The sequence below is a fragment of the Microbacterium sp. genome (assembly GCF_047607225.1).
GTDB lineage: Bacteria > Actinomycetota > Actinomycetes > Actinomycetales > Microbacteriaceae > Microbacterium.
In genome coordinates, this window is the sequence record NZ_JASGDO010000059.1 from 1 (window position 1) to 13253 (window position 13253).

Genomic DNA, 13253 nt, shown 5'->3' on the forward strand with positions numbered 1-13253 from the left:
ATCGTCGCGGCGCCGTGGTGCGGATAGACGACCGTCTCGCCAACCTCAAAAAGCATGCAGTTATGTCCTTTCGGCAACCTCAAGGATACCACAGCGCAGATAGGGTAAGGTTCGCCGCCTGACCCCTCCTCCCTCACTCTCGCGCGCGCGTGAGCGCCGATGGGATCCGGCCTGCTCGGACACTAGACTGGTGGCGAAATCCCGCCCGGTTCCGCAGATGGAGCCGTGATCACGACGGAGGAACCGTGCACACCACCCCCCGCGCTGCGGCGCTGCGCCCGAAGACGTCCCGACTCGTCGCCGCCGTCGCGGTCGGCCTCGCGGTGGCACTGGGCTCGACCGGGTGCAGCATGATCTCCCCCCAGGCCACGACGATCGAGTACTCGGCGTCCGACGGGGTGAACGTTCCCTCCTCCGGTCCGCTGCTGGTGCGCAACGCCCTCATCGTCGCCGACGAGTCCGGATCGGCGGGCAACTTCATCGCGGCGATCATCAACGACACCGACTCCACCGAGACCCTCAACGTCGGCCTGAACGGTCAGCGCGCCACGGTCACCGTGCCGGCACGCACCACCGTCAGTCTCGGCGTCGACGGTGTCGAGCCCCTTCTCATCCAGGGCCTGGACAGCGCTCCGGGCACCGACGTGTCGGTCGCGTTCCAGTCCGGCGATGGTGAGGGTGTGGAGCTCGCCGTCCCCGTCCTCGACGGCACGCTGCCCCAGTACGCTCCGTTCGTCCCCGAGGGCTGACCGCTCAGGGCCCGACTGCCCAGGGCTGAGCGCTCAGGGCCCGACTGCTCAGGCCTCGAAGCGGTAGCCGAGGCCGCGCACGGTGAGCAGCATCGTCGGTTCGCTGGGGTTCTGCTCGATCCGCGAGCGGATGCGCTTGATGTGCACGTCGAGCGTCTTGGTGTCGCCGAAGTAGTCGCTCCCCCACACGCGATCGATCAGCTGCCCCCGGGTGAGCACACGGCCCGCGTTGCGCATGAGCACTTCCAGGAGCTCGAACTCCTTGAGCGGCATGGCGATCTCGGCTCCGTCGACGGAGACGGTGTGACGGTCGATGTCGATGCGCACGCGGCCGCCCTCGACGATCCTCTCGTCCATGTCGAGGTCCGGGCCCTCCGCACGGCGCAGGACAGCCCGCATCCGCGCGAGGAGCTCACGTGAGGAGTAGGGCTTCGTGACGTAGTCGTCGGCGCCCAGCTCGAGGCCCACGACGATGTCGACCTCGGAGTCCTTGGCCGTGAGCATGATGATGGGGATCTTGGACGTGGTCCGGATGACCCGGCAGACCTCCGTGCCGGGCATGCCCGGCAGCATGAGGTCGAGCAGGACGATGTCGGCGCCGCGCGCAGCGAACGCGTCGAGCGCCGTGGGACCGTCCTCGGCGATCTCCACCTCGAACCCTTCCCGCCGCAACAAGTAGGCGAGGGGGTCGGCGAGGTCCGGTTCGTCCTCGACGATCAGCACGCGGGTCATTTCTTGTCTCCCTTCGCCCGCGTGGCGCTGCGGGCGGATTCCGTGGTCTGGGACTTGCTGTCCTTCGGGGCGCGTTCCTTCGCGCGTTCCTTCGTCGCGCCGGACGTTCCCTTGCCGGAGGCGCCCTTGCCGGAAGCGCCCTTGGCGGCCTTGCTCCGGCGCCGCTTCTTCGACGGAACGTCCTGAGGAGCCGCGACGGTCTGCAACCGGACCGTGAACGTGGAGCCTCGGCCTGGGCGGGACCACAGTTCGATATCGCCGCCGTGACGCTGGATGGCGTGCTTGACGATCGACAGGCCGAGGCCCGTCCCGCCCGTCCGCCGCGAGCGGGCCTGATCCGCCCGGTAGAACCTCTCGAACACCCGCGCCTGCTCGCCTTCCGGGATGCCGATGCCCCGGTCGGTCACGGCGATCTCCACGGCGTCATCGACGAGCTTGACCCCGACTCCCACCGGCGACCCCGGCGGCGAGTAGGCGATCGCGTTGGCGACGAGGTTCGCGAACGCCTCGGTGAGCACCTGGACGTCGCCGCGGACGTACACCCCCCGCGCCCCGCCGCGCACCACCTCGATCCGCGCCGCGTCGGCAGCGACGGCCTGCGACTCGATGGCCGCCGTCAGCACCTCGTCGACGGCCACGTCGCGGAGCTCGGTGAGGTCGTCGGCCGCCTGCAGGCGCGACAGGTTCATGATCCGCGACGTCAACTGGCCGAGACGCCCGGCCTCCGCGGTGAGGCGGCCGGCGAAGTGCCGGACCTGCTCGGGGTCATCGGCCGCCGACTCGATTGCCTCCGCGAGAAGGGTGACCGCACCGACCGGGGTCTTCAGCTCGTGGCTCGTGTTGGCCACGAAGTCGCGGCGCATCTCCTCAACCCGCTCGCGTTCGGTGATGTCGCGGATCACCACCAGCGTCAGACGGGTCGTGATGACGCTGGCTCGCGCGGCGACCGAACGCAGCTCCGATCCCCGCCTCAACCGCAGCGTGTGCGACTCGGGTCGCCCCGTCGCGCGCGCCGACCGGACGAGGTCGCGCAGCTCGTCTCCTGCCAGGGTCTCACCCTCGGTCATTCCGAAGAGCTCGGCCGGGGCCGAGGCGGCCACGACGCGGAGCGAGGAGTCCACGACCACCGCGACATCGTCCATCCCCTGGAGGACGGCACGGGTCCCGTCGGGCAGATCGGTGGAGGCGCGGGCTCGCGCGGCGTCGCGAAGGCGCAACGAGAAGAGCAGCAGTGCCGCCAGCGCTCCCCCGATGAGGGTTCCCACGGCGAGCGCGATTAGCGCCAGCTGCGTTGAATCCATGCCCCCAGCGTAGAGTCGCAGAGACCGTCGAATGGGACGTCCGCCCGTGCTGGCGGGGGTCGCTCGATGAGAGTTCACCGACGCGGCACCATTCGTTAACCTTCGGAGGGGATGATCGCCGCGTCGCCGGACCGGCATCGTGCCGCGCCCGCGAGGAGAGAGGTTCCGCAGATGCGCGAAGTGTTCCACCAGTCGCTCGAAGACGTCCAGGCCCGCCTGGTCGAGATCGGTGACCTCGTGACCGTCGCCGTGGACAAGGCCACGCGCGCATTCGGCGCGAGCGACGTCGCCCTGGCCGAAGAGGTCATCGACGACGACCAGGTGATCGACGACAAGGCGATCGCCCTCGACGAGCTGGCCATCGAGATCCTCGCCCGGCAGCAGCCGGTCGCTCGCGATCTGCGGATCGTCGTCGCCGCCCTCCGGGTGAGCGCCTCACTGGAGCGCATGGGCGACATCGCGGAGCACATCGCTCAGCTGACGCGTATGCGCTTTCCCGAGCGTGCGATCCCGAAGGGGCTGAAGAGCACGTTCATCAAGATGGGCGAGCTCGACGTCGAGGTGGCGCGCACCCTGACGGAGCTGCTTCGCACCGAGGATCTCTCGCTCGTCGAGCGCCTGCGCTCGCTCGAAGAGGAACTGGACGACCTGCACCTCGCGATCTTCGAGAAGGTGCTCGGCGAGACCTGGAAGGGCGAGGCCGCGGCAACCGTCGATGCCACCCTGGCCAGCCGGTACCACGAGCGCTTCGCCGATCACGCGGTGTCGGTGGCGAAGAAGGTCGCCTACCTCGCGACGGGCGACTGGACGCCCGACACCAACTCGATCGCGATCATCGCCGCCGAGGGCTGACCGCCCCCCCTCTTTCGCCGAGAGCACATGCTCCCACCGAGCGCACACGTCTCGGACGCACGGAACATGTGCTCTCGATGAGAGCATGTGCTCTCGATGACGCCGCCGGGCGCGGACGCACTGATGTCGCGACGCGGGGCTACTTCTTGCCCTGCGCGGCGACGGCAGCGGCTCCCGCCGCGGCAGCCTCGGGGTCGAGGTACTCGCCGGGCCCGAGGGGCATGAAGTCCTCGCCCAGCTTGTAGACGAGCGGGATCCCGGTGGGGATGTTGAGCTCGGCGATGTCGGCGTCGCTGATCCCGTCGAGGTGCTTCACGAGACCCCGCAGCGAGTTGCCGTGCGCCGTGACGAGCACCGTCTTGCCGGCGGCGAGGTCGGGGATGATCGCACTCTCCCAGTACGGCAGCATGCGGTCGATCACGATCTTGAGCGACTCGGTTCGCGGGACCTCGCCGTCGATGCCCGCGTAACGAGGGTCGTGCACCTGGCTGTAGGGGCTGTCGTCGTCGAGGTCCGGCGGCGGGACATCGAACGAGCGCCGCCACAGCATGAACTGCTCGTTGCCGAACTCCTCGAGCGTCTCGGCCTTGTCCTTGCCCTGGAGAGCGCCGTAGTGACGCTCGTTGAGCCGCCACGAACGGGCGACCGGGATCCACAGGCGGTCCGCGGCGTCGAGGGCGATGTTCGCTGTCTGGATCGCGCGGGACAGCAGCGACGTGTGGAGGACGTCGGGCAGGAGCCCCGCCTCCTTCAAGAGCTCACCGCCGCGCTTCGCCTCGGCCTTGCCCTGGTCGGTGAGGCGGACGTCCACCCATCCGGTGAACTGGTTCGTCTTGTTCCACTCGCTCTGCCCGTGGCGGAGGAGGATCAGCGTGTACGGCGCGGTCATGTCGACCATCCTATCGAGCGGCTCCCTGCCATCATGGAGGGATGCCGCCGGAGAAAGTGCCCGGCCGAGTGGTCGGCCGGATCACCCGCGGCACGACCAACACCAACCGACTCCGCCGCGTCGATCGCTGGATCGCTCGGCACCCGGCGCTGCGTCGCACGGCGGATCCCCTCGTCGTCGACCTCGGCTACGGCGCCAGCGGCGTGACCGCCTTCGAACTGGAGGCGCGCGTGCGATCGGTGCGACCCGACGTGGAGGTCTGGGGGCTGGAGATCGAGCCGGCGCGCGTGGAGCGGGCGCGCGCGCAGCTCGCGCAGGTGCGGGCAGGCCGGGGTGTCTTCGCTCCGGACGCGCGCGTGGGGTTCGGCCGCGGCGGGTTCGAGGTTCCCACGCCGGAGGGGCGCGCGCCGGTCGTGATCCGCGCGTTCAATGTGCTGCGGCAGTACGACGAGGCCGACGTCGCCGACGCGTGGGGGCGCATGTGCGCACGGCTCCAGCCCGGCGGCATCCTCGTGGAGGGGACGTGCGACGAGCTCGGCCGGATCTGCACGTGGATCGAGGTCGGGGCAGACGGCACACCTCGGAGCCTCACGATCTCGCTGCGTCTGTCGGGGCTGGACTCTCCTGCCGTCGCCGCCGAACGCCTCCCGAAGGCGCTCATCCATCGCAACGTCCCCGGCGAGCCCGTGCACGCCTTCCTCACCGCGCTCGACGAGGAATGGACGCGGGCCGTCGCCGCATCGGCGTTCGGGCCGACACAGCGATGGCGTACGGCTCTCGAGGCTCTGGTGGCCGGCGGATGGCCGGTGGGAGCCCGGTCGCGCTGGCGCCTCGGGGAGCTCACTGTGCCGTGGGAGGTCGTCGCTCCCGCCGAGTGACCCCCGTGGCGCGCTGTGATCGTGACGTCGATCGCGGCCTCAGGTGCGCGGCAAGGCGGCACGGGCTTCCGCGGCGGGCATTCCTGCGGCCGTCAGCAGGTCGACGGCGAGGGGCCGCAGCGCTGCCAGGAGGGTGACGTCGACCGTTCCGCCGTCGGCCGTCAGCGCCGCCGGGTCGAGCCGGCCCGCCACCGCTCGCAGCGCCTCGCGCGCGAGCGGCTCGAAGGAGATGTCGTCGAGGGAGTCGGAGATCAGCCGGGCGCCGGCGGCCAGTTCGTTGAGGAGGTCCGCTGCGACGGGCCGTGGTCGTCCGTCGTCGCATGCGTAGACGGAGCGCCGCGCGATGACGCGGAGATTGCGCACGGCGAGGTCGAGATGCGTGCGGATGCGTTCGTGGCGGTGCAGCTCGGCGCGCTGTCGGTGCAGGAACGGCGAGATGCGCGCGATCGCCCGTCCGGAATCCAACGCCACCGACCAACGATCGATCAGCCCCTGCAGCGCTCGAGCCTTCTGCAGTCCACGTTCCGCTCTCACTCGGTCTCCGCGGTGGAGGGCCTGGACGAGGGTGCGGCTCGCGTCGCCGAATGCGCTCAGCAGCAGTCGTCCTTCGCGGGTGACGGTTCGCAGCGGGCGCCGTGGCACGAGTGCGGTGACCAGGAGCGCGGCCACGCCCCCGATGACCCCGTCGATGAGACGCAGGAAGGGCGCATTGGCCGGGATCACCATCACGATCGCGGACTGGATGGCGGCGGCGATGGCGAACCCGGCCTGCGGGGAGAGGAAACGGGCGACGAGGAGGCTCGCGGCCAGCGTCGCGACGAGCTGCCACCAGCCGGTTCCCGCCGCGACGAGGATGAGCTCGGCGATCAGGATCCCGACGATCATGCCGACCACGGTCTCCAGCACGCGACGCGGGCGCGCGTCGCCGACGAGCCCGAGGCTCGAGATCGTGACGGTGACCGCGAGGAGCGGAGCGGCGTGACCGAGGACGAAATGCGCGAAAGCGTAGGCTGCGCCGGCGGCCACGATGATCTGGAGGACCCCCGGCCCGGACTCTCGGATCCGCGCCAGCCCCGGGCGCACATCGACACGGGTCCGCCATCCGACCCGCACCGATGTCGTGGGCACGGACCCGGTGGAGGGCTGGGCGGGCTCGGACGCCTGCGGCGCACTCACGCGCGGCTACCGGCGGCGCGACAAGCGCGGCAGACGCGGGATCGCGGCGGTGCGACCGGCGTCCGGCGGAACGATCTGCTCCTGCGCGGCGGAGATCACGCCTCCGTCGACCTCGACGGTGACGGGAGTGTCCGTCGGCGTCGTCCGCTTCACGAGGGCCAGGGCGATCGGCCCCTCCTCGAAGTGCCGCGCGACCGAGGTCACCGCGCCGACGACGTCTTCACCGACGCGCACGTCGGCGCCCGGCTCGGGAAGGACGGCGTCGCTGCCGTCGAGCTGCAGAGCGACGAGCCGTCGCGGCGGGTGTCCCAGGTTGTGGACCTTCGCGACGGTCTCCTGCCCGCGATAGCACCCTTTGGAGAGGTGGACGGCGGTGCGGAGCCAGTCGAGCTCGTGCGGGAGCGCCCGGCCGTCGGCTTCGGCGCGCTGCCGCGGACGCCATGCCGCAACCCGCAAGGCATCGGCCGCGAGAGTGCCCGCCAACGCGATCTCGCCCCGTGCCACCGCCTGCGCCAGTTGCACCTCGCCGGCTCGGGGGACGATCGCCTCGACCCAGTCGCGCTCGGTTCCCGGATGCGGCTCGACAGCCGCGTATCCCCAGCCGCCGACCGAGACGGCCGGCCACGGGTCGGCCCAGGTCGTGACGACCCCGGCCTCGGTCGGCAGCCCGGCGATGGCGGCCGCCGTGCCGCCGATCACGGCGTACGCCTCGGAGACCTCTTGCGGATCGACCCGCAGCCGAAAGCGCATCCGGACGAGCCACGCCAGGAGGCTCGCGGCGTCGTCGCGGTCGACGATGAGCCACGTCCGCTCGCAGTCGTCCACGACGGCCGCCGCGTGCTCGACATGGCCCTGGGGGTCGAGCACGAGCAACTCGGTGCTGGTGCCGGGTGCGAGGGCGGCGAGCGCCTGGGACGTCAGGGAGTCGAGCCAGCTCAACCGGTCCTCACCCGAGACCGTCAGCACGGCGCGATCGCCGAGAGGCGCGAGCGCCTCGCCGCCGGCGAGCATGCGCTGCTCGCGCAGCGGGTTTCCCACGTGCAGCAGGACGTCACCGTCCCACACGGTCGCGGGAAGCTCGGCGAACGGGGAGGACATCACTCGGCCCGCGCAAGTCGCGCGGATGCATGCGAGGCGAGCCCGCCGCCGAGAGCCGCGATGTCCCACGCCCAGAGGAGGTGACCGTCGACATAGCCGTACATGCGCGTCGCGGCACCGTACGCCTTGGCGCTCTCGGGACGCACGACGGCATCGGTCGCGAGGTCGATGCGGGGCCCCTGCACCTGGCCGACGTAGACCTCGCTCACGCCGTCGGAGTGGACGATGGCGACTTCGAGATCGAAACCGCCGTTGGCGTTTCGGAGCGCCTCGACGTCGTCGACGGTGCGCGGGGCCGACCGCGACGTGAGGGCGGGAAGCAGAGCCGGTCCGGCGTCTTCATCGGAAGCGGGACGCGCCAGACGCCAGTACCCCTGCTCGGCGACGAGAGGGGTGCGGTGGTCGTCATCGCCGATCAGCCATGCGCTGGCCGCGTAGTTGACGTAGTCGCCGCCATCGTGACTGAAACTCACGCGATGCGCGAACTCGCCGCTGAAGTGGTGATCGGCCGCCTCGTAATCGATGACGCCGGTGCCCTCCCAGACTCCCAACAGCCACGACAGCGGGACGATGTCGGCGGGAAGGTCGGTAGGCAGGTCGATCACGGGATCAGCGCTGGCCGCGGTACAGGTTCTTCAGAACGACGGCCGACACGAACACGATCGCCAGCGACGCGAGCCCGAGCAGCCCGACGAAGAACAGTTCGAGTGCGATGAGGTCCATGTGTCCACTCTACGCCGTGGCGCACCGCGGAGCGGCGCGGCGTCGGCTCATCCGGAGAAGAGTGTCGCGAGGCCCAGCCCCACGCCGATCAGGCCCATGACGAAGAGGGAGCCGATCATGCTCAGCGCCATGCGCTGGATGAAGCCCTGCGATCGCCCCGACCACAAGTGCACCGCGAAGGCGATCGGCACGATGAGGCCCATCCCCACCCCCATCCACGCGGCTCGCCAGTCGGGTTCGGCGAGCGCGCCCACCAGGACCGCCAGCGCTGCCGCGATCCCCCACACCACGAACACCCCGATCAAGGTGTGGCGGGGAGCGATCAGCGGCGAAGTCACTCCGCCATTGTGACGCACTCGAGCCCGATGTGACGCACTCCGCGCCTGCGGCGAGGTCATAAGATGAACTCACGGTTCCGGCATCCGGACCGGGAGGGATGCCCTTGGCTCAGCTGCTCGTCTTGAGTTCCGCCGCGAACGGCGGAGCGGTGCTCCCCGCGCTCGAGTTGCTGAGTCACCGCGTCCGCCAGATCCCCGCCGAGCCGGCGCAACTGGTGAACGCTCCCAGCGCCGACGTCATCTTCGTCGATGCGCGCGTCGACCTCGTCGGCGCCAAGTCGCTCTGCAAGATCCTCAACACGACCGGCCTCGACGCCCCGCTGATGCTCGTGGTCACCGAAGGCGGCCTCACGGCGGTCTCGCCCGATTGGGGCATCGACGACGTGATCCTCGTGGGCGCTGGGCCCGCGGAGGTCGACGCACGGATCCGTCTCGTGATCGGTCGCCTCACGAAGGACCCGGTCTCCACCCGCATCCAGACCTCGGGAATCTCGATCGACGAGTCGTCGTACTCGGCCAAGGTCCACGGAAAGCCCCTCGACCTCACGTACAAGGAGTTTCAACTCCTCCACTTCTTCGCGACGCATCCGTCGCGGGTGTTCACGCGGGAACAGTTGCTGAGCGAGGTGTGGGGCTACGACTACTTCGGCGGCACCCGCACCGTCGACGTGCATGTACGACGCCTGCGGGCCAAGCTCGGCGACATGGAGCAGTTGATCGGCACGGTCCGCAACGTCGGCTACCGCTTCAACGTGTACGAGGACGACCAGCTGCCCGCGCCCCGCGAGCGTTCCGACGCGTGAACGGTTAACGCGCCGGTCACCTGCTCCTGCAAGGATGAGGGAATGATCGACACCGAGGTACTCGACTCCGGCCTGGGCGACGCCGACGACGACGACTTCGACACCGCCGCCGAGGTCGACGACTCCCAGCTCCCCGACCACCGGTACCTCGACCGCGAGGTGAGCTGGCTCGCCTTCAACCAGCGCGTGCTGGAACTGGCCGAAGACCCGACCCTCCCGGTGCTCGAGCGGGCGAACTTCCTCGCCATCTTCGCGAGCAACCTCGACGAGTTCTTCATGGTCCGCGTCGCCGGCCTCAAGCGCCGCATCATGACGGGACTGGCCGTTCCGACCAACGTCGGGCGTTCACCGCAAGAGGTCCTCGCCGACATCTCGGCCGAGGCCCACGCGCTGCAGCTCCGGCACGCCGCGGCGTGGGAGGAGCTGGTCAAGCCGGCGATGTCGGAGGCCGGCATCGACATCGTGTCGTGGGACGACTTGTCCGACGACGATCGCGCCGACCTCTACGACTACTTCCAGGCGCAGGTCTTCCCCGTCCTCATGCCGCTGGCCGTCGACCCCGCGCACCCGTTCCCCTACATCTCAGGGCTCTCGCTCAACCTCGCGATCCGCATCCGCAACGCCCGCACGGGGCGGCAGGAGTTCGCGCGACTCAAGGTGCCGCCCATGCTGCCGCGCTTCGTCGCCCTGCCCCGTTCGGAGTCCGGTGCGCGCTACCTGCCGCTGGAAGAGCTCATCTCCAACAACCTGGGAGATCTGTTCCCCGGAATGGAGATCCTCGAGCACCACGCGTTCCGACTCACCCGCAACGAGGACGTCGTCATCGAGGAAGACGAGACCGAGAACCTCATCCAGGCGCTGGAGGCGGAGCTGCTCCGCCGTCGCTTCGGGCCGCCCATCCGGCTCGAGGTCACCGACTCGATGGACGACGTCACCCTCGACCTGCTCCTGAACGAGCTCACGATCACGGAGCAAGAGGTCTATCGCCTCCCCGGCCACCTCGACCTGCGGGGGCTGTTCGACCTCGCCCGCATCGATCGGCCGGAGCTGCGCTACCCCGCGCACGTGCCGACGACAGCCATGGCGTTCCAGCCGGCGGAGCAGAACGGCCGAGCAGACCTGTTCGCCGCCATCCGCAAGGGCGACGTGCTGGTGCACCACCCCTACGAGTCGTTCAACACGAGCGTGGTCGCCTTCCTCGAACAGGCTGCGCGCGACAAGCACGTGCTCGCGATCAAGCAGACGCTCTACCGCACGTCGGGTGACAGCCCGATCGTCGAAGCGCTCATCGATGCCGCCGAGAACGGCAAGCAGGTGCTCGCCCTCGTCGAGGTCAAGGCACGGTTCGACGAAGCGGCCAACATCGTGTGGGCGCGCAAGCTCGAGAAAGCGGGCGTCCACGTGGTCTACGGGCTCGTGGGGCTGAAGACCCATTGCAAGCTCCTCCACGTCATCCGCGAGGAAGACGGGATGCTCCGCAGCTACAGCCACATCGGCACCGGGAACTACAACCCCAAGACCAGTCGCCTGTACGAGGACTTCGGGCTGTTCACCTCCGACGAGCAGGTGGGTCGCGACCTCACGCGCCTGTTCAACGAGCTGTCGGGATATGCGATCGAGAAGAAGTTCAAGCGACTGCTGGTGGCGCCCCTCCACTTGCGCAAGGGACTGCTTCGCCAGATCGACAAGGAACGACGCAACGCGATCGCCGGCAAGCCCGCCCATATCCGCATCAAGGTCAACTCGATGGTCGACGAGCAGATCATCGACGCCCTGTATCGCGCGAGTCAGGCCGGCGTCCGCGTCGACGTGTGGGTGCGCGGCATCTGCTCCCTCCGCACCGATCTCGACGGGGTCAGCGACAACATCACGGTGCGCTCGATCCTCGGCCGCTATCTGGAGCACTCGCGGATCTTCGCCTTCGCCAACGACGGCGACCCTCAGGTGTACATCGGCAGCGCCGACATGATGCACCGGAACCTGGATCGCCGGGTGGAGGCGCTCGTCCGGGTGACCGCGCCGGCCCACGTCAAGGAGCTCATCGATCTGTTCGACAGTGCCATGGCCGACACCACCAGCTCATGGCACCTCGGTGACGGTGGCGCGTGGACTCGCCACAGCACCGATGCCGACGGCACCCCGCTGACCGACCTGCAGGAGAAGACGATGACCCAGATCCAGCGCCGTCGCCGCGCTCGCGCGGTGCGATGACCGATACGGCGGTCTACGCGGCCGGAGGCGTGGTCTGGCGCCTGGTCGAGGGCAAGCTCAAGGTGCTCGTCATCCACCGCACCGCCTACGCGGATGTCACCCTACCCAAGGGAAAGGTGGATCCCGGCGAGATGCTCGCCGAGACGGCGGCTCGGGAGATCTTCGAGGAGACCGGGATCCGGGTCTCCCTCGGCATCCCGGTGGGGGTGTCGCGGTACCGCATGCCCAACAAACGGCAGAAGATCGTCCACTACTGGTCCGCGGAGGCCACCGACAAGGCCATCCGAGAGTCGGCGTTCGTTCCGAACAAGGAGATCGCCGCGATCGAGTGGGTGGGCCCCAAGCGGGCCCTCAAGCACTTGAGCTACCCGGTCGACGTCGAGATCCTGGAGAACTTCCTCAGGTTCGTCGACGACGGCATCCTCGCGACCTTTCCGATCGTGGTGCTCCGGCACGCGAAGGCCACTCCCCGCGAGGAATGGGACGGTGCGGACGCGGCCCGCCCCCTCACAGCCCGGGGAACGAAGCAGTCCTCGGCGATCGTCGGCCCCCTGCGGGCCTTCGGGGTCCGCAAGATCGTCTCGAGCGATGCGGTGCGGTGCGTCACCACCGTGACTCCGCTCGCGGCGGCCCTCGGCAGGCCGATCGAACGCACTCCCCTCATCAGTCAAGACGCGTGGGAGGAGGGCGCCGCGGATGCCCGCGCGGTCATCGGCAAGCGCGTCCGCGCACGCAAGCCCGCGGTGCTCTGCAGCCACGGCCCCGTGCTCCCCGACATCCTCACCGAGCTCGCCCTGGCGACCGGAACCCTGCGTGGCTCGTACCTCGGGAGCGCGTCGTCTCTCGAAGTGGGCGCGTTCTCCGTCGCGCACCTCTCCGCGACCAATCCGGGCTCAGGGATCGTGGCGATCGAGACGCACGCGCCCAAGGTCTGACGCGAATCACCGGCCGACCGGCATCCGTGGCTCAGTCGCCGCTCGTGCACCAGTCTCGGAAAGAGGCGTCCTTCCAATACCGGGTGTTGTAGTGGATTCCGACGTTCCACGTTCCGTCCTTGCGCTGCACCGACACTCGAGTGAAGCACCGCAAGCCGGCGTCGATCATCGGGCCTGCGCCGACTGTGCCCGACCCTGCCGCGACATACGCCCACGACGTGTCATATTCGGATCCCCCGACCTTTGTGATCATCCGATGCTGGATGCGCACTCGGCAGTCCTTCGGCGCGTTGACCCAAGGCTGATATCGGGTGCCCAGGGATTCCCAGGGCGACACCCAGAAGGATCCGCCACTCGTGCACCTGTTCGTGCCGACCACGATCTCACAGCCTCCCCCTGATGTGCATCCGCTCCGCCAGTCGCCCGTCGCGGCAGCCGACCGCTGGGTCGGCAGGATAACGAGCAAGAGTGTGATGACGACGGTCAGAGCGGCGAGTCCTTTGACGCGGGAATCTCGGGCCTGCGCGAAAAAAACTCGAGTGTGTGCGAACACGATGCTCGACTTTGG

General features: G+C 69.3%; 14 protein-coding genes. 6 read left to right on the forward strand and 8 right to left on the reverse strand.

Going from position 1 to position 13253, the window contains the following annotated elements; all coding sequences use genetic code 11:
* Positions 1–245: 245 nt before the first annotated feature.
* Positions 246–749, forward strand: coding sequence for a DNA modification methylase (locus tag QM591_RS11935; RefSeq protein ID WP_415132620.1), 504 nt, complete (start codon positions 246–248; stop codon positions 747–749).
* Positions 750–797: 48 nt separating this feature from the next.
* Here QM591_RS11935 and QM591_RS11940 read toward each other — a convergent pair whose 3' ends face one another.
* Entirely contained in the window at positions 798–1481 is a 684-nt protein-coding gene (locus tag QM591_RS11940; protein ID WP_067162090.1) for a response regulator transcription factor, read from the reverse strand.
* The gene (locus QM591_RS11945; RefSeq protein ID WP_415132621.1) at positions 1478–2782 is read right to left on the reverse strand and encodes a sensor histidine kinase; all 1305 of its coding nucleotides are present in this window, start codon (positions 2780–2782) and stop codon (positions 1478–1480) included. The genes QM591_RS11940 and QM591_RS11945 overlap by 4 nt, the downstream gene beginning before the upstream one ends.
* Before the next feature lie 171 nt (positions 2783–2953).
* Between QM591_RS11945 and phoU the strand changes: the two genes are divergently transcribed.
* Positions 2954–3634: a phosphate signaling complex protein PhoU gene (gene phoU / locus QM591_RS11950; RefSeq protein ID WP_067162093.1), complete on the forward strand. Its 681-nt coding sequence runs from the start codon at positions 2954–2956 to the stop codon at positions 3632–3634.
* A 139-nt stretch (positions 3635–3773) separates the two neighbouring features.
* Here phoU and QM591_RS11955 read toward each other — a convergent pair whose 3' ends face one another.
* Positions 3774–4523, reverse strand: a complete 750-nt coding sequence (locus tag QM591_RS11955) for a phosphoglyceromutase (protein WP_067162851.1) — start codon at positions 4521–4523, stop codon at positions 3774–3776.
* Positions 4524–4564: 41 nt separating this feature from the next.
* On the opposite strand from QM591_RS11955, the gene QM591_RS11960 reads away from it, so the two are divergent.
* Complete coding sequence (locus QM591_RS11960; protein WP_415132622.1) at positions 4565–5401, forward strand: class I SAM-dependent methyltransferase; 837 nt, start codon at positions 4565–4567, stop codon at positions 5399–5401.
* 39 nt (positions 5402–5440) lie between these two features.
* On the opposite strand, the gene QM591_RS11965 is transcribed toward QM591_RS11960, so the two are convergent.
* The 4 genes from QM591_RS11965 to QM591_RS11980 all read right to left on the reverse strand — a co-directional run bounded on the left by QM591_RS11965 (position 5441) and on the right by QM591_RS11980 (position 8736).
* Complete coding sequence (locus QM591_RS11965; RefSeq protein WP_415132623.1) at positions 5441–6529, reverse strand: FUSC family protein; 1089 nt, start codon at positions 6527–6529, stop codon at positions 5441–5443.
* A 54-nt stretch (positions 6530–6583) separates the two neighbouring features.
* Positions 6584–7675, reverse strand: coding sequence for a YgfZ/GcvT domain-containing protein (locus QM591_RS11970; protein ID WP_415132624.1), 1092 nt, complete (start codon positions 7673–7675; stop codon positions 6584–6586).
* Positions 7675–8280: an FABP family protein gene (locus tag QM591_RS11975; RefSeq protein WP_415132625.1), complete on the reverse strand. Its 606-nt coding sequence runs from the start codon at positions 8278–8280 to the stop codon at positions 7675–7677. The genes QM591_RS11970 and QM591_RS11975 overlap by 1 nt, the downstream gene beginning before the upstream one ends.
* 165 nt (positions 8281–8445) lie before the next feature.
* Entirely contained in the window at positions 8446–8736 is a 291-nt protein-coding gene (locus QM591_RS11980) for a hypothetical protein (RefSeq protein ID WP_415132626.1), read from the reverse strand.
* 104 nt (positions 8737–8840) lie between these two features.
* On the opposite strand from QM591_RS11980, the gene QM591_RS11985 reads away from it, so the two are divergent.
* Genes QM591_RS11985 through QM591_RS11995 form a run of 3 tightly spaced genes read left to right on the forward strand, consistent with a single transcriptional unit; the run spans position 8841 to position 12685 of the window.
* Positions 8841–9539: a response regulator transcription factor gene (locus tag QM591_RS11985; protein WP_415132627.1), complete on the forward strand. Its 699-nt coding sequence runs from the start codon at positions 8841–8843 to the stop codon at positions 9537–9539.
* A 42-nt stretch (positions 9540–9581) separates the two neighbouring features.
* Positions 9582–11750, forward strand: coding sequence for an RNA degradosome polyphosphate kinase (locus QM591_RS11990; protein WP_415132628.1), 2169 nt, complete (start codon positions 9582–9584; stop codon positions 11748–11750).
* Positions 11747–12685 carry an NUDIX hydrolase gene (locus QM591_RS11995; protein ID WP_415132629.1) on the forward strand — a complete coding sequence of 313 codons (939 nt, stop codon included), beginning with the start codon at positions 11747–11749 and terminating at the stop codon, positions 12683–12685. Before QM591_RS11990 ends, QM591_RS11995 begins: the two co-directional genes overlap by 4 nt.
* A 31-nt stretch (positions 12686–12716) precedes the next feature.
* Here QM591_RS11995 and QM591_RS12000 read toward each other — a convergent pair whose 3' ends face one another.
* Positions 12717–12854, reverse strand: a complete 138-nt coding sequence (locus QM591_RS12000; RefSeq protein ID WP_415132630.1) for a hypothetical protein — start codon at positions 12852–12854, stop codon at positions 12717–12719.
* Between the last annotated feature and the right edge of the window lie 399 nt (positions 12855–13253).